14 protein-coding genes are annotated in these 18,895 nt (G+C 70.2%); 13 read left to right on the top strand and 1 reads right to left on the bottom strand.

Going from position 1 to position 18,895, the window contains the following annotated elements; translation table 11 throughout:
• Positions 1-155 precede the first annotated feature (155 nt).
• Both AB0436_RS09820 and AB0436_RS09815 read left to right on the top strand, forming a co-directional pair.
• Entirely contained in the window at positions 156-614 is a 459-nt protein-coding gene (locus AB0436_RS09820) for a hypothetical protein (protein WP_366467219.1), read from the top strand.
• Between the two features lie 62 nt (positions 615-676).
• Complete coding sequence (locus AB0436_RS09815; protein ID WP_366467218.1) at positions 677-2,659, top strand: FUSC family protein; 1,983 nt, start codon at positions 677-679, stop codon at positions 2,657-2,659.
• A gap of 103 nt (positions 2,660-2,762) precedes the next feature.
• Here the strand turns inward: AB0436_RS09815 and snpA are convergent, their stop codons facing one another.
• Positions 2,763-3,416 carry a snapalysin gene (gene snpA, locus AB0436_RS09810; protein WP_366467217.1) on the bottom strand — a complete coding sequence of 218 codons (654 nt, stop codon included), beginning with the start codon at positions 3,414-3,416 and terminating at the stop codon, positions 2,763-2,765.
• A gap of 164 nt (positions 3,417-3,580) precedes the next feature.
• On the opposite strand from snpA, the gene AB0436_RS09805 reads away from it, so the two are divergent.
• From AB0436_RS09805 to AB0436_RS09755, 11 genes are all read left to right on the top strand, one after another.
• Positions 3,581-4,474 (top strand): LysR family transcriptional regulator, encoded by an 894-nt coding sequence (locus tag AB0436_RS09805; protein ID WP_366467216.1) that lies wholly within the window; start codon positions 3,581-3,583, stop codon positions 4,472-4,474.
• A gap of 159 nt (positions 4,475-4,633) precedes the next feature.
• Positions 4,634-6,106 carry a VWA domain-containing protein gene (locus AB0436_RS09800; protein WP_366467215.1) on the top strand — a complete coding sequence of 491 codons (1,473 nt, stop codon included), beginning with the start codon at positions 4,634-4,636 and terminating at the stop codon, positions 6,104-6,106.
• An 89-nt stretch (positions 6,107-6,195) separates the two neighbouring features.
• Entirely contained in the window at positions 6,196-7,800 is a 1,605-nt protein-coding gene (metG, locus tag AB0436_RS09795; protein ID WP_366467213.1) for a methionine--tRNA ligase, read from the top strand.
• A gap of 376 nt (positions 7,801-8,176) precedes the next feature.
• Entirely contained in the window at positions 8,177-8,689 is a 513-nt protein-coding gene (locus tag AB0436_RS09790) for a tetratricopeptide repeat protein (RefSeq protein ID WP_366467212.1), read from the top strand.
• A 431-nt stretch (positions 8,690-9,120) separates the two neighbouring features.
• The gene (locus AB0436_RS09785) at positions 9,121-10,320 is read left to right on the top strand and encodes a cupin domain-containing protein (RefSeq protein ID WP_366467210.1); all 1,200 of its coding nucleotides are present in this window, start codon (positions 9,121-9,123) and stop codon (positions 10,318-10,320) included.
• Positions 10,321-10,429: 109 nt separating this feature from the next.
• Positions 10,430-11,641, top strand: a complete 1,212-nt coding sequence (locus tag AB0436_RS09780; RefSeq protein ID WP_366467209.1) for a cupin domain-containing protein — start codon at positions 10,430-10,432, stop codon at positions 11,639-11,641.
• Between the two features lie 7 nt (positions 11,642-11,648).
• Entirely contained in the window at positions 11,649-12,914 is a 1,266-nt protein-coding gene (locus tag AB0436_RS09775; protein WP_366467208.1) for an MFS transporter, read from the top strand.
• Positions 12,914-14,902: a M13 family metallopeptidase gene (locus tag AB0436_RS09770; RefSeq protein ID WP_366467206.1), complete on the top strand. Its 1,989-nt coding sequence runs from the start codon at positions 12,914-12,916 to the stop codon at positions 14,900-14,902. The genes AB0436_RS09775 and AB0436_RS09770 overlap by 1 nt, the downstream gene beginning before the upstream one ends.
• Positions 14,903-14,911: 9 nt before the next feature.
• On the top strand, positions 14,912-16,873 hold the full coding sequence (locus tag AB0436_RS09765; RefSeq protein ID WP_366467205.1) for a S9 family peptidase: 1,962 nt from the start codon (positions 14,912-14,914) through the stop codon (positions 16,871-16,873).
• Positions 16,874-16,940: 67 nt separating this feature from the next.
• Positions 16,941-18,248 (top strand): Zn-dependent hydrolase, encoded by a 1,308-nt coding sequence (locus tag AB0436_RS09760; protein WP_366467204.1) that lies wholly within the window; start codon positions 16,941-16,943, stop codon positions 18,246-18,248.
• A gap of 22 nt (positions 18,249-18,270) precedes the next feature.
• Positions 18,271-18,894 (top strand): TIGR00730 family Rossman fold protein, encoded by a 624-nt coding sequence (locus AB0436_RS09755; protein WP_366467203.1) that lies wholly within the window; start codon positions 18,271-18,273, stop codon positions 18,892-18,894.
• Position 18,895: the final 1 nt, after the last annotated feature.

The raw sequence follows: 18,895 nt of genomic DNA, 5'->3' as shown, positions 1-18,895 counted from the left end.
CCCACTCCCAGAGCACACCCACGGCGGCTCGTCGGCAACTCTTACGGCCCAGTAATTCATCCGTCTTTGTACCTGTCACACCCATGCTGGTGGGAAATACACGAATCCCGTCACCCGCGGATCCGGTCGCACCCGGGCCCGTCACAGGAGGCCCCATGAGCCACCACGCAGCACACCAGGCCCCCGGCACCGGCGGCGCCGCCCCCGATGCCCGGCCCGTCTCGGGCTGGGCCGCGGGCGGCGCCATGTTCGCCGGCGTGCTCCTGGTGGTCGAGGGCATGACCGGCATCCTGCAGGGCATCGTCGCCATCTCGAAGGACCACATCTACGGCCGGGTCGGCGACTACACCTATGCCTTCAGCCTCACTGCCTGGGGCTGGATCCACCTGATCCTCGGCATCCTGATCGCCTTCACCGGCTACGGCATCCTCTCGGGCGCCCAGTGGGCCAGGATCGCCGGTATCGTGCTGGCCTCGCTGAGCGTCGTACTGCAGTTCATGTTCCTGCCGTACCAGCCGATCTGGGGCGTGGTGTCGATCGGGATCGGCCTCTTCGTGATCTGGGCGCTCGCCACCTATTCCGGGAAGCGGGCGACCGCGACCGAGGTCCTCTGACCCGGGGGCCGTACTTTTGATGCCGTGACCCCCGTGGACGTGACCCCCATGGATCGGACGGCATGACCGAGAAGACCCGGGCAGCCCACCGACAGCCGCTGCTGTCACCGCCGGAGTGGCTGATCAGAGGAGTGCGCCCGCAGCCCGCACCGATCCGCTGGGCCGCGGTCGTCCGCGCGAGCCTCGCCATGGCCGCCCCGATCGCGGTCGGGCTCGCGGCGGGCCGGCCGGCCTACGGGGCGCTGGTGTCGATGGGCGCCCTGATGGGCGTCATCAGCGACACCGCCGACGCCTACCGGATGCGGGTCCTCAACATCGCCGTACCGCAGTGCTTCGGCGCGATCGGCATCATGCTCGGGACGCTGGTGTACGGCACGGGCTGGCCGGCCGTCGGGGTGCTGACCCTGGTCGCGCTGATCTCCGGAATGATCTCCACGGTCGGCGCGGTGGCCTCGGTGTCGGGGTTGCTGCTGCTGGTCGACACGGTGGTCGGGGCGGGGCTCCCGATGCCGGACCCCTGGTGGAAGGCGCCGCTGCTGCTCTCGCTCGGCGGCCTGCTGGTGCTGGCCCTCACGCTGCTCGGCTGGCCGCTGCGGGCCCGGGCACCCGAGCGGGGAGCCGTCGCCGGCACCTACCGCGCGCTGGCCGAACTGCTGGCCGCGGCCGGCACACCGGCGTACGACGGCCGACGCCAGGACGTCACCGCGGCGCTCAACACCGCCTACGACCTGATCCTCACCCGGCGCGCCCACGACCACGGCCGCAGCGGCCCGCTGGTGCGACTGCTCGCCCAGCTCAATGTGGTGATACCGCTGGTGGAAGCGGCCGCCGCCGCCCACCTGCACGGCCGCGCCGCACGCCGCCCGGAGATAGCCGCCGCCGTCCGGGACCTGGCCGATGTCATCGCGTCGGGCCGGGCGGGAGCCACCCCCGATCTCGTGCTCCCCGAGCCGGAGGGACCCGCCGACCGCGCCGTGAACGCGGCACTGCGCCACGCATCGGGCGTCGTGCACCACCCCGACCCCGACACCTCCGCCGACCGGACCGCGGCGAACCCCGGCGACCGGCTCGGCCGTCCCGCTCCGCTCGGGGTGCGGGCCCGCCGGGCCGCCCGCAACGTCCTGCTCACCGCCGCCTCCTGGCGTTACGGACTGCGGCTCGCGCTCTGTATCGGCCTCGCCCAGATCCTGACCTCGGCGGTGGCGGTGGACCGCTCCTACTGGGTCGCGCTCACCGTCACCTTTGTGCTGAAACCCGACTTCGGTTCGGTCTTCTCACGGGCCGTGCTGCGCGCCCTCGGTACCGCGGTCGGGCTGCTCACCGCCACCCTGGTGCTGGGTCTCGTGCCGCGCGGCTGGTGGGACGTACCGGTGACGCTGGTGCTCGCGGCCCTCATCCCGGCCTTCTCCGCCAAGGGGTACGCCTTCCAGACCGCGGCCATCACCCCGGTGATCCTGCTGATCTCCGACCAGCTCAACCACCTCGGCTTCCAGCTGATCCAGCCGAGGCTGGTCGACAGCCTCATCGGCTGCGGCATCGCGCTGGTGGCCGGCTACCTGCTCTGGCCGGAGAGCTGGCACGCCCGGATCGGCGACCGCCTCGCCGACGCGGTCGCCGATACCGCGCGCTATGTGGAGTGTGCCTTCGGCGGCGACGGCCGGGGCGGCGACCCGTCGGACCGGGTCAGACTGCGGCGCCGGCTGTACCGGGATCTGTCCGCCGTGCGGTCGGAGTTCCAGCGGGCCCTCACCGAGCCGCCGCCGACGGGTACCCGGGCCGCCGCCTGGTGGCCGGTGGTCGTCGCCGTCGAGCGGATCGTGGACGCCACGACTGCCGCCCGGGTCCGGGTCGACCACGGGGCCGGTCCGCCCGCCCCGGCCGAAGCCGCCGACATCGCACGCCAGTTGAACGGACTCGCGGAGGGTCTGCGGTCCAGTGCCACGCTGGTGGCGGTACGGACCGCGCTTTCCGGCGACGACCGGGGCGTCCTCGCCCCGCTGCGCCAGGAGGTCATCGCCGCGCGGGGCATCACCTCACCGCAGTAGCCGCAGTGGTGGCCGGCCCCGAACGCAGGACACCCGCACCCGGCGTCGTCAGTGACACCGGGTGCGGGGGGTGGGGGGTGGGGCGTGCCGACGGGATCCGGCTTCAGTGGACCCGGTTCACCTTGGCCAGCGCCTTCGCCAGTCCGTTGGCCCAGAGCGCGTCGACCTGGGCACGCTCCTGGGCGTCCGGCTGGCGGTTGGTGCAGGAGGGGCCGGGGCCGCCGCCGGACATCAGCTCGCTGCACGGACCGCTGTAGGTGTCCGGCAGGCCGAGGACGTGGCCCGTCTCGTGCGCGGTGACCCGGATCGAGTCGTACTCCTGGGTCTGTGCGTGATCCAGGAAGACATAACCTCTGCCATGACCGTCGGTCGACGCGTACGAACCCTGCGGGTCGTCGCCCTCACGGTAGGAGAAGTCGGCGTTGGAGCCCGCCTGGAGCTTGACGTTGGTTTCGGCCGCGTTCCATATCTGCGCGCTGGCCGCTATCTGACTCTGGTAACTCGGGGCGGCCGACGCGTCGTAGACGACGGTCACGGACTGCAGACCCGGGTGCGCGGCCTGCTTCTCGGCCACCGACTTCAGGACTGCCTGGAAAAAGGCCTTGTTGTCCGATTCCTGCTGGGCGCCCGCGTAGTGTTGGGCGGCCGCCCGCAGATGCGGTGTGGGAGTGGCTGCCTGCACAGGGCCCGCGGTGCCGAGCGCCGCGGCGATGCCCAGGCCGAGGATGGCGGACAGGGCGGTATGACGGTGCTTCATGTGGGGGGCTCCTACTCGTCCGGTGTGGGGGTGAACGGGTGGTTACCGGAGAGTGTGCTGGGCGGGCGGCCCCCGGGGATGATGGCAACTGGCGATAACTTCGGTCTATCGGGGGTGGTTTGCAGGTCTGGTGCGGCCCGCAGGACCGCCTTACTCTCGGGTACATGGACCTCGAGGTGAGGCACCTCCGGGCGCTGTGCGCCATCGCCGACCGCGGCAGCCTGCACCGGGCAGCCCGTGAACTCGGCATGAGTCAGCCCTCGCTCACCACCCAGCTCCGCCGGATCGAGAACTCGCTGGGCGGTCAGCTCTTCACCCGGGAACGCACCGGCTGCCGGCCCACCCCGCTCGGACGCACCGTGCTCAGCCGGGCCCGTCCGCTGATCGCCGAGATGCGGGATCTGGTGACCGACGCCAAGGCGGCGGCCGCACGCGCCGCGGGGCCGCGGCTGCGGATCGGCTCGACCGCGAGCCGCGCCCTGCCCGGCTGGCTGCGCCGGCTGCGGGCCCGGTTGCCCGGCACCGAGACCTCACTGCACATGGACGTCTCCGCCAACGCGCTGCTGCGTCTGGTCGCCGCGGACCAACTGGACGTGGCCTTCGTGCACGAGGTCGAAGGGTGCCGGCTGCGGGTGCCCGAGGGTCTGTCCGTACGGGTCCTGGTCGAGCGGGAGCCGCAGTCCGTGACGCTGGCGGCGGACCATCCGGCGGCCGGCAACCCGGTGGTGAAACTCGCCGACCTGGCGGACGACCGGTGGATGGTCGACCCCACGGTCGACGGCGAGTGGGACGGGATGCGCCGCATGTTGCAGTCCGCCGGTCTCAACCCGCCGGTCCTGCACGGTGATTACCTCACGGCGTTCTCCCTGGTCGCATCCGGGGAAGTCGTCACGGTCTGCCAGCCGACGAGCCGGCCGCGGCCCGACACGGTGATACGGCCCCTGGCGGGGGATCCGTTGGGGGTGCGGCTGTTTCTTGCCGGACGGGCGGGGGTCGACGAGTCGGACCTGGACGTGGCGTACGAGGAGTTGGCGGTCGCGTACGCGGAGTTGGCGTAGGGATTTCTGCTGCCCTCCGCCGGACCCCCGCCTCGTGAGGGCGACCCTCCCAAAGATCGCGCAGCGCGGTCGCTAACCTTACGTGTCCGCCCTGGCCAGGGATCAATTTCCGGCGGCGCGGACATAACTCGCACTCGACTCATGCGAAAGGTCTCGCCCATGGGCATTCGGAGCTTGCTGCGCAAAGTGTTTGGACGCGACCGCGTGGAGTACGGCGAGCCGTCGGCAGCCGCGTCCGTGCCGTCGCAGGGCGAGCGCACGGCGCCGTCCGACGAGCCGGCGCAGAACGTGACAACAACGACATCGACTTCGTCGTCGGCCACGGCGGGTACGGCAGGCACGGCGTCCGTACCCGCCCAGGCCGACAAGAAGACCTCGGTCAAGAGGTCCGGCGGGACCGGCAGCGGGATCGCGTCCGACCTGGTGGCCGAAGCCTTCGACCGCCCGAAGCGGGGGGAGACGGAGCCGAAGGTGCCGGCGCAGGCCTCGTCGTCCGGGCACCCCGTTGCCGATACGGAGGCGAAGGCCACCCCGGAGCCGGTCACCCCGGAGCCCGCCGCCACCGAGCCCGCCGTCGCGGAGCCCGTCGCGGTGGAGGCCGTCGCGGTGGAGGCCGAGCCGGTCACCCCGGAACCCGTCGCGGTGGAGGCCGAGGCCGCGCCGGCGGCCCCCGAGGCCGTCGAGCCGACACCCCAGGCCGAGGTCAAGGCCGAGGCCGAGCCGGTGGCCGCGGAACCCGAGCCGGCTGCCGTCAAGGCCGAGCCGGCCGAGGCCGAACCCGCCACCGCCGAAGCCGAGCCCGAACCCGCCGCGGCGAAGCCCGCGGCGGCGAAGCGCAAGGCCGTCGCCGCGAAGGCGAAGGCGAAGCCGGTCGCGGACCGGCCCGAGAAGAAGGCGAAGCCGGTCGCCGAGGTCGGGGAGCCGGTAGCCGCCGCACCCAAGTCGAAGGCCGCAGCGGTGACCGCTCCGGCCGACCTGAAGGCCCGCGCCCCGCAGCTCGTCGCGCCGTACCAGGCGGCCGGCGCCGAGCTGGCGAAGGCCGGGCTCGACGGGACCAGGGCGGCGGTCTACCTGGTACTCGACCGGTCCGGGTCCATGCGGCCGTACTACAAGGACGGCAGCGCCCAGGCGCTCGGCGAGCAGACCCTCGCTCTCGCCGCACACCTCGAAGAGCAGGCCACCGTCCGGGTCGTCTTCTTCTCGACGGACATCGACGGCACCGGCGAGCTGACTCTCGACTCGTACGAGGGAAAGGTCGACGAGCTGCACGCCGGTCTGGGACGGCTCGGACGTACCAGCTACCACCGGGCCGTCGAGGAGGTCGTCGCGCTGCACGAGAAGTCCGCCGATCCGGCGGCCCCGGCGCTGGTGATCTTCCAGACGGACGGTGCGCCCGATGTGAAGACGGTCGCGAAGCAAGCGCTGACCGAGGTCGCCGGCAAGCCGCTGTTCTGGCAGTTCGTCGCCTTCGGTGAGCACGATTCCAAGGCCTTCGACTTCCTGCGGAAGCTCGATCTCCCGCACACCGCCTTCTTCCACGCGGGCCCCGCCCCGCGCGAGCTCGCGGACTCCGAGGTGTACGAGCAGCTGCTCGCCGCCTTCCCGGCCTGGCTGGCGGCCCGTACCGGCTGAAACCGAGGACGACCGACCGGAGCCCCGTTCCGCCGGGGCTCCGGTCATCGATGTGAGTGGATCATCGGCGGGCCGTTAGGATTTCGGCCATGGCGGCCACTGGATCCGAGAAGCAGGGGACGAAGGCGTTCTACGTCTCGACCCCCATTTACTACGTCAACGACGCTCCTCACCTGGGCCACGCCTACACGACCGTTGCAGGGGACGTGCTCGCGCGCTGGCACCGTCAGCGCGGCGAGAAGGTGTGGTACCTCACCGGCACGGACGAGCACGGTCAGAAGATCATGCGCACGGCCGAAGCGAACAACGTCACGCCCCAGGCGTGGTGCGACAAGCTCGTCGAGGAGTCCTGGAAACCCCTCTGGGAGCATCTGAACATCCGGAACGACGACTTCATCCGGACGACGGAGAAGCGGCACACCGACCGTGTGCAGGAGTTCGTGCAGGACCTGTACGACAAGGACGAGATCTACAAGGGCGGGTACGAAGGCCCGTACTGCGTGGGCTGCGAGGAGTACAAGCTCCCCGGTGACCTGATCGAGTCGGAGGACGGCACGAAGCTGTGCCCCATCCACAAGCGTCCGGTGGAGCTCCTCAAGGAGGAGAACTACTTCTTCAAGCTGAGCGCGTACGGCCCGAAGCTGCTGGAGTTCTACGAGGCGAACCCCGGCTTCATCCAGCCCGAGTCGGCCCGCAACGAGGTGCTGAACTTCGTCCGGCAGGGCCTGCAGGACCTGTCGATCTCGCGCTCGACCTTCGACTGGGGCGTCCCGGTGCCCTGGGACGAGAAGCACGTCATCTACGTCTGGGTGGACGCGCTCCTCAACTACGCCACGGCCGTCGGATACAACGAGAACCCGGAGAAGTTCGAGCAGACCTTCCCGGCCGACGTCCACCTGGTCGGCAAGGACATCCTCCGTTTCCACGCGGTGATCTGGCCCGCGATGCTGATGGCGCAGGGGCTGCCGCTGCCGGGCCGGGTCGTCGCCAACGGCTGGCTGATGGTCGGCGGCGAGAAGATGTCCAAGTCCAACCTGACCGGCATCAAGCCGCAGGACCTGACCTCGCACTTCGGCGTGGACGCGTACCGCTGGTACTTCCTGCGGGCGATCACCTTCGGCAGCGACGGCTCGTTCTCCTGGGAGGACTTCTCCGCCCGCTACACCTCCGAGCTGGCCAACGACTACGGCAACCTCGCTTCCCGGGTGGCCGCCATGATCGGCAAGTACTACGGCTCCACGCTTCCGGCGGCGGAAGCCGACGGTGACGCGGAGCAGGCGGTCAAGGACGGCCTGGCCAGGGCGGTCGCCGAGGCGGACCGGCTGATCGGCGACGAGCTGGACTTCCAGGGCGGCATCCTGGCGATCTTCGACTTCGTGAAGCAGGTCAACGGTTACATCACGGAGCAGGAGCCCTGGAAGGTCGCCAAGGACGACAGCCCGGAGGGCAGGGCGCGGCTCGCGACCATCCTGTACACGGCGGCCGAGTCGCTGCGCGGTGTCGCGGTCCTGCTGAATGCCGTGATGCCGGTGACCTCGCAGAGTCTGTGGGGCTCGCTGGGCGCCGAGGCCGGTCTCGGCGAGCTCGAGGCCCAGCGAGTGCAGGACGCCGGCCGCTGGGGGCAGCTGCCGGCAGGCGCCACGGTGACGAAGGGCGCGGTGCTCTTTCCGCGGCTGGAGGAGAAGGCCGCGTAAGCAATGTACGCACGGTTTCACTGCCGTGCGTACGGGCTCCGTTCAACTGCGGCAGGTGCGCAGTTGAACGGCCGGGGCGCGATTGCCGATCGGTTGACGCAATTCGTTGGCCGGGGCGAAGATTTCATCACTCCCCGGGGAAAAGCCCGGAACAAGAATGAGATGGGAAGTGACTCACGATGGAGAACGTCGACTTCGACGACATCGAGTTCATTGAGACGGCGGAGGAGCTGCTCGCCACCTCGTACTACAAGAACATCCAGTAATTGTTCTTGCAGTAGCCCATGTGGTGAAGGGCGGCGTCTCATCGGACGCCGCCCCTTCGCTGTCACCACCGAACCTTGTTCCACCATCGGGTAACTGCGACAATCCCGGAATGACGACATCAGAAGCAGCCTGGGAAGAGCAGATCTCCGCCCTGTGGGCAGACATGGACAACCACGAAGAAGACGAGTTCTTCGCGAAGGTGAAAACACTTGCCGACGAACTTCCGGCGGGGGACGCGAGGGCTCTTTTCGAGCTGGCGTGTGCGAATGACTCCACCGGTCATTCCGACCGGGCCGCCCCGCTCTACCGGAAGGCCCTGGCCACCGGCCTGACCGGGGAGCGCCGCCGCCGGGCCGTCATCCAGCTGGCGAGCTCGCTACGGAACCTCGGGCAGGCCGAGGAGAGCGTCGAGCTGCTCAGAGCGGAGCGAGAAGCAGGCTCGGACGGCCTCGATGACGCGGTTGCCGGGTTCCTGGCGCTGGCGCTGGCGGACACCGGGCAGGAGCGAGAAGCACTGTCGCTGGCGCTGACCGCCCTCTCGCGGCATCTGCCGAGGTACAACCGCTCACTCTCGAACTATGCCGGGGACCTGGCCGGGGAGCCGGCCGCGGAATCCGCTTGATCACCAGGCCTTCAGCGGCCCGGGTGTCATCCGTCGATGACACCCGGGCCGCTTTTCTCTGTTCAAGTGCGGCAGGTACACAGTTGAACGGTCGGCGTGCGATTGCCGATCGATTGACGGAATTCATTGGCCGGGGCGAAGATTTCATCACTCCCCGGGAAAAGCCCGGAACAAGAATCAGATGGGAAGTGACTCACGATGGAGAACGTCGACTTCGACGACATCGAGTTCATTGAGACGGCCGAGGAGCTGCTCGCCACCTCGTACTACAAGAACATCCAGTAATTGTTCTTGCAGTAGCCCTGTGGTGAAGGGCGGCGTCATACCGGACGCCGCCCCTTCGCCCCCGGCATCACGGCGGAGCAGCGGAACCATCGGGCCGCCCCGGCCCCTCTGAATCGACTACGCACACGCATGAAGGAGAGGCAGGCATGGCGAACTACGAATTCGCGGACCTGGTGGGAGACGAAAAGGTCTTCTTCACCGAGTACTTCAACAAGAAGCCCATGCTGCGGAAGAACGCCGTGCCGGGGGACCCGCGCGACATACTCTCGCTCCGCCGGCTCGACGAGCTGGTCAATCTCGAAGTTGTCCGGCCGCCCTACATCAAGGTCAACCTGAAGGGCGACGGGGTGCCCGAGCAGGGCTATACCCGCGATGTCGTCGTCCAGGGTCAGACCATCACCGACGCGGTCGAGCCGGAGAAGATCTACGAGCTGTTCCGGGCCGGCGCCACCGTCACCTGGTGCTCGCTGAACCAGTTCGACGCGCGACTGCGCGACTTCACTCGGGTCATCAGCGAGAAGATGGCGGTCAGGACCGACTCGGTCGCCTTCCTCACCCCGACGGGGAAGAAGGGCTACCCGCCCCACCACGACCCGGTCGACCTGTTCATCGTCCAGCTCGAGGGCACCAAGCACTGGAAACTGTGGAACCCGCCGGCTGTGCGTTTGGGAGACAACGCGCAGTACACCCTCGAAGGACTCGGGGAGCCGGAGATCGAGGTTTCACTGACCCCCGGCGACGTGCTCTACCTTCCGTACGGCACGCCGCACGCGGCGGCCGCGGAGGGCAAGGCCTCGCTGCACCTCTCCGTCATGATGCGTCCTCGCATGTGGAAGGACCTCCTGCGGGAGACCTTCGACGAGCTGGTCGCCGGCGAGGGGTTCGACGAGTTCGACACCTTCCCGTACATCGGCGAGCTGCGCGACGACTCCGTGGAGTCCGCGTTCAAGGACAAGGTGCGTGCCCTGGTGGCGCGGCTCGAAGCGGTGGATCCGGTCTCGGAACTCGACCGGCTGGCCGATGTCGGCCGCCACCTGGACGGCAGCTCGTCGGGCCGGACCTTCGAGACCATCGCCGCCATGGACGACCTCGGTCCCGATGCCCGGCTGCGCCGTGGACGGGCGCCACTCGAGTTCGGCCAGAACGAGAACGGCCGTACTCAGATGACCGTCAACGGTCACAAGATCGCGGTACCCACACCGATCGCCGAGACCCTGGCCGCGCTCGGCCCGGATGCGTCGATCACCGCGTCCCATGTTTTCCCCGGTGTGGACGAGCGCCGTTCGACCAAAGCCGCGCAAGGGCTCACCCGACTGGGTGTGTTCGAGGTGGCCGCGGCCGGCTGACGGCCCCTGGTGCCTCGTCGCGGGCCGCCGCTCGGTGGCCCGCGACGAGGCCGGCCGGGTATCCGGCGGTACCCGGCCGCCCCGAATCGCTAGTGGGAGGCAAGAGACGGTGGATACCTACTCCTTCGAGGATTTCGTCGGCGACGAGAAGGTCTTCTTCGCCGAGTACTTCAACAAGAAGCCCATGCTGCGCAAAGGGGCCCTGGCCGGCCGGCTGGACGGCCTTCCCTCCGTGCGGCAGCTGGACGACGTGCTGGCCCTGGAGTCGGTCCCGCCGTCCTATCTGCGCGTGACCAAGAACGGCAAGGGCGTGCCCAGCGGCGCCTATACGCGCACGGTGGCCCGGGGCGCGGCGCTCGCCGAGGCGATCAACCCGGAGAAGGTGTACGAGCTGTTCCGTTCGGGCGGCACGGTCACCTGGAACGCGCTGCATCATCTCCTGCCCTCCGCCCGAGGCCTGAAGGCCCCCTTCACGGACGCGCTGGCCTGCGACGCCGAGGTCGTGCTCTTCGTGACCCCGGCCCGTAACGACGGGTTCGCGCCGCACCACGACTCCATCGACGTCTACGTCGTCCAGGTCAACGGCAGCAAGGACTGGCGGGTGTGGGCCACCCCGGAGATCCGCCGCGGCGACGAAGGCTCCTACACGGCGGAGGAACTCGGCGAGCCCCTGCTCGAAGTGACCCTCGTCCCGGGCGACGTGCTGTACGTGCCGCACGGCACCCCGCACGCGGCGGCGGCGAAGAGCGAGCTGTCGCTGCACCTTTCCGTCGGTGTGGAACCCCGCCGCTGGCGCGAGCTGCTGCGGGACATCGTCGCGTCCGTCGTCGAGGACGACGAGTTCCACGGCTGGCCCCGGCTCGACCACGGGCAGGACTCCGACGTCCTCACCGCTCTGTCCGGAAAGCTGGAGCTCCTCCGCGAGCGGCTCTCCCGCCTCGATGTGGCATCGGAGGCCAAGCGACTGCACGAAGCCGGCCGGGCCAAGGGCGGCGCCGGCGGCCCGCGGGAATTCCAGCGGCTCGCCACCGCGGACACCCTCCACCCGGCCTCCCTGGTCCGCCGCACCGCGGCACCCGTGGAGATCGGCGCGAGCGACGGCGTGAAGACCGGACTCCAGGTCAACGGCCACCGGATCGCCGTGCCGGACGCCGTCGCCGCAGCCCTGCGGGGTCTGGACGGCCACCAGCAGGTCGTCGCGGCGGATTTCTTCCCCGGGGTTCCCGAAGCCCGGTCGCTGAGCGCCGTCCGGGGCCTGACCCGCATCGGCGTACTGGAAGTCGCCGCACCCGTACAAGCCGTTCACGAGAAGAGGAAGTGAGCCCGAGATGGCCACCGACACCACCCCATCGACCTCCGCCGAGGTCCCGACCGCGTCGCGAGCCGCCTGGCGGGAGGTGTACGTCCTCTCGGGCATGCGGGGTCTCTCCTTCGCGGGTGACATCGCCGCCGAAACGGCGATCGCACTCCAGCTGCAGGCGAACGGAGCCGGTTCGTACGCCGTCATGGCGCTGCTGCTGGCAGCCACGGTCCCGCCGGTTCTCCTCTCCCCGCTCACCGGCAGGTTCGCGGACCGTTTCGACAGCCGCACCCTCATGGTCTCCGTCGGATCGCTGCAGGCCCTCATCTGTGTGGCGATGACGATCTGGTCATCGCCCGCGGTGCTCATCACACTCTCCGTGCTGCTCTCGGCCGGACTGGCCTTCACCCACCCGGTGTTCGGCTCGCTGCCGAGCGCGATCGTGGGCAAGGAGAACGTCCCCCGGGCGTCGTCGATCTCCCAGACCACGGCCATGGCCGGCATGGTCGCCGCCCCGGGCGTCGCCGGCTTCCTGATCGGCCGCTTCGGCGTGCAGGTGCCGCTGCTGATCGATGCCGTGAGCTTCGCGGCGGTGGTCGCGGGCGGGCTGTTCATCAAGACCCGCCTGCACAAGGGGCGCGGCGGTGCCTCGGCCGAGCAGAACGAGCCGGCCGAGCAGGCGCCCGAGACTCCGTACAAGGTCACCTCGGACCGGTTCCTGACCGCCGTGCTGGTGCTGAGCGGCGCGGTCATGGCGGCCGCGAGCATCATCAACGTACTGATCGTGTTCTACGTGCGGGAGACCTTCGGGGCATCCGAGGAGACGTTCGGCCTGATCATGTCGGCCTGGATGCTCGGCCTGATCCCCGGCGGGATGCTGGTGCGCCGACTGAAGAAGATGAGCCACGAAGCCATCCTGATCGGCACGTTCCTGTGCATCGCGGTGGCCATCCTGGGCACCGGTCTCGCACCCGGCGTCTGGTGGATCCTGCCCTTCTACTTCCTGGGCGGCATCGGGAACGGCGCACAGGCCACCGTCACGCACATCCTGCTCAATGTGCGGGTGCCCGACACCCACCGGGGCCGGGCGTTCGCCGCCCTGGGCGCTGTCTCCAACACCGGTCCCGCGATCGGATATCTGGTGGGCGGCGCGATCATGAGCTTCACCTCGCCCCGCTACGGCTTCCTCGCAGCCGGTGTGTTCGCACTGGTCGCGCTGGCCGTCTTCGCCAACGGCGTGCTCAGGAGCGCGGACTCCAAGACTCCGGCGGCGCAGCTGAACGAGGCAGTCTGATGACGGTGGCCCCGGTCCCGGCGACGGCGCTGTCCGGTGTACCGGAGGACGTGGAACTCGACGTCTCGGTCAGGCCGCAGGACGACTTCTACCGGTTCGTGAACGGCCGCTGGACGGACGCGTTCGTCCTGCCGGCCCACGGGTCCGAGGCCACCACCCTGACGTTGCTCGCCGACAAGGTGCAGGACGACGTCGAGGCCGTCATCCGCGCAGCGGTCGACGCACCGCGGGACCGGACCGACGGGGCGGGCCGCCGGCTCGCGGACCTGTATGCGAGCTTCATGGATGAGGACCGGATCGAGGAGCAGGGTGCCGCGGCCGGGTTCGCGGCCGATCTGGCGGCCGTCGCCGCGGCGACGGACCATGCGGAGCTGGCCGAGATCCTCGGCCGGTTCCAGGCCCAGGGGATCGGCGGCGCACTGGACTTCTCGGTCGCGGTGGACACCGCCGACGCCGACGGCTATGTCCTGATCCTCTCGCAGGCGGGACTCGGCCTGCCCGCGGCAGCCCTGCGCAACGACGGCGACGGCGACGGCGACGGCGACGGCGCGGAACTACGGGACCGGTACGCCGAACACATCGAGACGATGCTGGCCCACGCCGGCCTCCCCCGCCCCGGCGCCGCTGCCGCCGAAGTGCTGCGTATCGAACGGACCTTGGCGGACCGCCACGTGGTGCCGCAGCCCGGCGAACGGCCGGCGAAGCCGCTGCCCTGCTCCGTCGCGGACCTCGCCGTGCGCACACCGGGCTTCCCCTGGGCCGCGTGGCTGCGGGGTCTGGGGGACGTACCCTCCGACGGAGCCGTACGCGTACGCCAGCCGGAATTCCCCGACGCGCTCGACGCCTGGTGGTCGGGGCTCGGTCTCGATGAGCTCAAGCTCTGGCTTGCGTGGCGCTACGTGCACGAGATGGTGCCGTTCGGCCCGCGCGCGGTCTTCGCGGACAACTTCGCCTTCTACGGGCAGCTGCTGAACGGATTCACCCGTCCCCGGCCCCGCCGGATGCGGGTCATCTCCTTCGTCGAGACGTTCCTCGGGGACGCCGTCGCGGAGCGCTATCTCGCCGAGTTCCTGGCGCCCGGCACCGTCGAGGCCGCCGGAGAACTGGTGGACGCGCTCGTCCGCAGCTACCGCAGGCGGCTGGAGAGTGCCGACTGGATGGCACAGAGCACCCGTAGCGCGGCGCTGCGCAAGCTCGACGAGATGGTGTTCGAGATCGGCTTCCCCCGTGGCGCCGGGCCCCGGCCCGGCGCCACGGAACTGACCGTGGACCCCGCGGACCTGCTGGGCAACGTGAAGCGCGGTCGCGCCCGGCACATCAGGCAGGAGATCGCCCGGCTCGGCTGTGCGGTCGACCGCTCGGAGTGGAAGATCCATCCGCATCAGGTCACCGCGTACTACCGCCACGGACTCAACCAGGTGGTCATCCCCGCCGGGCTGCTCCAGCCACCGGTCTTCGACCCCGCGGGCGACACCGCCCGTAACTTCGCGGTGCTCGGCGCGATCATCGGCCACGAGATGTCGCACGCGTTCGACAGCCGCGGCTCCCGTTACGACGGCCGGGGACGGGTGCGCAACTGGTGGGCGCCCGAGGACCGGGCCGAGTTCGCCCGGCGCACCCAGCTGCTGGTCGAGCAGTACAGCCGGTACGAACCGGCGGGTTTTCCCGGCCGGCGGGTCAACGGCGCCCGCACGGTGGGCGAGAACATGGCGGACATCGCCGGGGTCAGCGTGGCGTACGACGCCTTCGCCGACTGGACGGCGTGCGTGGAGGAGACCCGGCGGTTCTTCGTCCACTGGGCGTCCATGTGGCGTGCCAGGACCACCGAGGCGCGGATGGTCGAACGGCTCGCGTCGGACCGGCATCCGCCCGCCGAATTCCGCTGCAACGGCGTGCTCGGACACATCGGCCCGTTCTGTGACGCATTCGGCGTGCGTCCCGGCGACGGCCTGTTCATCGACCCCGAATCGCGATTCTCCATTCTGTGAGGCCCTGACATGCTTTCCACCGACATCGAGTTGCTCCCGGTCCTCGGGAATCCGGCCCTGTCGCCCGACGGCCGCCATGCCGTCGTCGAGGTGTCCCGTCCCGACCTCGCGGCCGACGACTACACCGATGAACTGCTGCTCCTGGACACCAGCGGTGCGCTGCCGCCCCGCCGGATCACCCAGGGCCCCTACGACGGCGCCCCCGCGTTCTCCCCGGACGGACGTTTCCTCGCGTTCCTGCGGCCGGGCCCCGGCGGCCGGGCGCAGATCCATCTGCTGCCGATGGACGGCGGCGAGGCCTACCCGGTCACCGACCACCCGATGGGGGCGGGCCAGCCGGTCTGGAGCCCGGACTCGACCCGGATCGCCTATACGAGCCGGGTCCCCGAGCCCGGCAGGTACCAGGGTCCTGCGGACACCGAGCGGCCCCGGCGGATCACCACGCTGCTCTACCAGATGGACGGCTTCGGCTACACCGTCGACCGGCCGCGGCAGGTCTTCGTCACCGACCCGTTCGATGCCGGGGCGCCGCCGGTCCAGCTCACCGAAGGGAAGTACGACCACGGTGACCTGGCCTGGCGCCCCGACAGCGGGCTGCTGGCGTTCGTCGTCGCCCGGCACGCGGAGAGCGGCAACGACTCGCGCACCGACATCTGGGCGGTCGCACCCGACGGAACCGGCCTGCGCCCCCTCACCCGCGGCGGCATGTACCTGTTCACACCGCGCTTCGCGGCGGACGGCGAATCGGTCGTCTTCGTCGGCTCGGAGCTCGACAAGCACAACCACTCCTGCGCGACCTCCGTGTACGGCCTCTGGTCGGTGCCGGTGGCCGCCGCGGACGACGTCCTCGCACCCGTCGACAGCTCCCTGGCCCCCCGCCGGCTGACCGGCGACGCCTACCACCTCAGCTTCGCCAGCCAGCTGATCCAGCCCACCGCGGACGGCGTCTACTTCGCCAGTGACCACCGGGGGGAGGTGCACCTGGTCCTGGTGCCGTACGACGGCGGTGAGCCGCTTCCGGTGCTGACCGGGCCCCGCCAGGTCAACGGCTACGCGGTGGCCGAGGGCCCGGACGGGGTGACGATCGCCGCCGTGGTCTCCAGCGCGCACAGCGCCGGCGACCTGCTGGTGCTGCGGGACGGCACGGAGCGGGTGCTCACCTCGTACGGCAGTGAACTCGTCGCCCGTGGCGGGCTGTTGCCGATGGAGCCGTTCACCGCGACCGCCCCCGACGGCTACCCGCTGCAGGGCTGGGTGGTCCGCCCCGAGGGACCGGGACCGCACCCGGTGATCTTCCAGATCAAGGGCGGACCCTTCACCCAGTGGGGATACACCCTGAACGGCCCCGCCGCCTTCGACGAGGCACAGGTCTACGCGACCGCCGGATATGCGGTGGTGCTCGGCAACCCCCGCGGCTGCTCCGGATACGGGCAGGCCCACGGCTCGTACGTGATGGACGACCTGCCCGGCAAGTCCGCCGTCGACCTCCTCGCGATTCTCGACAAGGCCCTGGAGTCGCCCGAGCTGGACGGCTCCCGGGTCGGCGTGATGGGCGGCTCCTTCGGCGGTTACATGGCGGCCTGGTTCAACGCCCACCACGGCGAGCGGTTCAACGCCATGATCGGCGAACGCGGCCTGTACGCCATCGACAGCTACGCCGCGACCAGCGACGACGGCGTCGATCTCGCGATCGCGCTGTACGGGTCCGACCGGGACCGCTGGGCGGAGCAGAGCCCGCTGACGTACGTGGACCGGATGGACTCCCCGATGCTGATCATCCAGTCCGAGGAGGACCGGCACTGCCCGCCCGAGCAGGCGCAGCGGCTGTTCACCGAACTGAGGATGCGCGGGGTGCCCGCCGAAATGCTGCTGTTCCCCGGTGAGGGACACGACATGTCCCGGTCCGGTCTGCCGAGCCACCGGCTGGCGCGGTTCGAGGCGGTCCTGGAGTGGTGGGGACGCCACCTGTGACCGGCAATGCTGAGCTCGCGGAGCTCGGCCCCTCGAGGAACTTCGGACCGATCGGGAGGACATGCGGATGAGCGGCACACTCGTTCAGCAGGCAGGCAGCCTGTCACTGGACATAGACGCGGACCGGCTGCTCCGGCGGATCGCCGACCTCGCGCGGATCGGCCGGTCCGAGGTGACCGGCGGTATCACCCGCGAGGGGTTCAGCGCGGCGGACCGGGAGGCCCGGGCGTATCTGATGGCGGAGGCGCGGGCCGCCGGTCTGGCCCCCAGCATCGACGCGGCGGGCAATGTCATCGTCCGTCCGGTCCACGTCTCCTCGTCCAGCACGGACCGGCAGGCGCTGATGATGGGTTCGCATCTGGACACGGTCGTCAACGGGGGAAGGCTGGACGGCGCCTACGGTGTGGTGGCAGCGCTGGAAGTGCTCCAGACGCTGGTGGAGTCCGGCACCGAAACGCGGCACGAGCCGGTCGCCGTGGCATTCGCCAACGAAGAGGGCGCGCTGTTCCCGCAGCCGTTCTGGGGGTCGATGGCGATCGCCGGCCGGCTTGCGGGACTGCCCAGGGAGCCGCAGGACCACCAGGGCCGGCCGCTGCGCGAAGCACTCCGGCTCGCGGGTGGTGACCTGGACGCACTCGGCAGCGCCGGCTGGCCGAGCGGGTCGGTGGCCGCATACCTCGAACTCCATGTGGAGCAGGGCCCGGTGCTGGAGCGCAGTGGCAACCGGATCGGCGTGGTGGACGCGATCACCGGCCGCATCGTTCTCACCCTGGAGGTCCGCGGTGCGGCCGGCCACTCCGGTACGGCCCCCATGGAGGGGCGGCGGGACGCGCTGGCCGCGGCGGCCCGGGTGGTACTCGCCACGGAGAACATCTCGCGTGAGCGAGGGCTGTGCCGGGTGGCCACGGTGGGCCGGATCGACCCCCACCCGAATACGCCCAACACCATCGTGGGAGCGGTGCGGATGACCGTCGACCTGCGGGACACGGACGTCTGGCGGGCGGCCACCGCCGAGCAGGCTCTGCGGCACGCGCTGGACGCCATCGCGGCGGCGACCGGCACCGAGATCGAGGTCGTCGCCGAGACCCGTTCCGACCCGGTGTCCACCAGCCCCGCACTGCGTACCGCGATCGAACGCAGCACCGACGAACTGGGCCTGCCCTACGAGACGCTGCCGAGCGGAGCCGGACACGACGCACAGATGATCGGCGATATCGCGCCCATCGGAATGATCTTCGTCCCGAGCCTGGGCGGCATCAGCCACGTACCGGAGGAGGACACCGACCCGGCCGACCTCGTGGCCGGGGCGCGCGTCCTGTTCCGTACCGCACTGCGCACCGTCGGCCCCACCTCGTACCCATCCCACCAGGACTAGCCCGACGAGGAATTGAGGAGAAATGCAGACGCTGGTCAAGAAGAGCGAGCGCATCGCGGTCTTCTGTGGTGCGCGACCGGGGAACCGGCCGGACCACATGCAGGCCGGACGAAGTTTCGGCCTGGCGCTCGCCCGCCGGGGCCTTGATCTGGTCTACGGCGCGGGCGGGGTCGGCGTCATGGGCGCCGTCGCCGACGGTGTGCTGGAGGCCGGTGGCAGTGTCACCGGGGTCATTCCGCGCAGCCTGCACGAGCGGGAGCGCGCCGACCGGGCCCGCGGGGCGATCTTCGTGGTCCGCTCCATGCACGAGCGCAAGACCGTCATGTACCGGCTGTCCTCCGGGTTCGCGGTGCTGCCCGGCGGGTTCGGGACACTGGACGAACTGATGGAGGTGGCGACCTGGAACCAGCTCTCCCTGATGGACAAGCCCATCGTCGTCGTCAACCTCGGCGGGTTCTTCGACCCCATGCTGGCCATGCTCGACCACCTGGTGGCGGAGGGCTTCCTGTCCGCGAAGGACAGACGGCTGATCCAGGCGGCCGACACCGTGCAGGAGGCCCTCGACCGACTGGCGCCGGCCGAGCCCGGTCACGCGGACCCCGCTCACGCGAACAGGGCGGTCTCCCTCATCAGGTCCTCCGCGTGAG

Origin of the sequence: Streptomyces sp. NPDC051322, from assembly GCF_040689485.1 — a bacterium.
In the GTDB taxonomy this organism is placed as follows: Bacteria; Actinomycetota; Actinomycetes; order Streptomycetales; family Streptomycetaceae; genus Streptomyces.
Note: the sequence above shows the minus strand (reverse complement) of the source record. Positions and strands in the feature narration are given on the sequence as shown.

What these genes read in the sequence shown, in the direction of transcription:
- AB0436_RS09820 (WP_366467219.1), top strand. Translation starts at nt 156, where the DNA reads ATGAGCCACCACGCAGCACACCAGGCCCCCGGCACCGGCGGCGCCGCC.
- AB0436_RS09815 (WP_366467218.1), top strand. Translation starts at nt 677, where the DNA reads ATGACCGAGAAGACCCGGGCAGCCCACCGACAGCCGCTGCTGTCACCG.
- snpA (WP_366467217.1), bottom strand. Translation starts at nt 3,416, where the DNA reads ATGAAGCACCGTCATACCGCCCTGTCCGCCATCCTCGGCCTGGGCATC.
- AB0436_RS09805 (WP_366467216.1), top strand. Translation starts at nt 3,581, where the DNA reads ATGGACCTCGAGGTGAGGCACCTCCGGGCGCTGTGCGCCATCGCCGAC.
- AB0436_RS09800 (WP_366467215.1), top strand. Translation starts at nt 4,634, where the DNA reads ATGGGCATTCGGAGCTTGCTGCGCAAAGTGTTTGGACGCGACCGCGTG.
- metG (WP_366467213.1), top strand. Translation starts at nt 6,196, where the DNA reads ATGGCGGCCACTGGATCCGAGAAGCAGGGGACGAAGGCGTTCTACGTC.
- AB0436_RS09790 (WP_366467212.1), top strand. Translation starts at nt 8,177, where the DNA reads ATGACGACATCAGAAGCAGCCTGGGAAGAGCAGATCTCCGCCCTGTGG.
- AB0436_RS09785 (WP_366467210.1), top strand. Translation starts at nt 9,121, where the DNA reads ATGGCGAACTACGAATTCGCGGACCTGGTGGGAGACGAAAAGGTCTTC.
- AB0436_RS09775 (WP_366467208.1), top strand. Translation starts at nt 11,649, where the DNA reads ATGGCCACCGACACCACCCCATCGACCTCCGCCGAGGTCCCGACCGCG.
- AB0436_RS09770 (WP_366467206.1), top strand. Translation starts at nt 12,914, where the DNA reads ATGACGGTGGCCCCGGTCCCGGCGACGGCGCTGTCCGGTGTACCGGAG.
- AB0436_RS09765 (WP_366467205.1), top strand. Translation starts at nt 14,912, where the DNA reads ATGCTTTCCACCGACATCGAGTTGCTCCCGGTCCTCGGGAATCCGGCC.
- AB0436_RS09760 (WP_366467204.1), top strand. Translation starts at nt 16,941, where the DNA reads ATGAGCGGCACACTCGTTCAGCAGGCAGGCAGCCTGTCACTGGACATA.
- AB0436_RS09755 (WP_366467203.1), top strand. Translation starts at nt 18,271, where the DNA reads ATGCAGACGCTGGTCAAGAAGAGCGAGCGCATCGCGGTCTTCTGTGGT.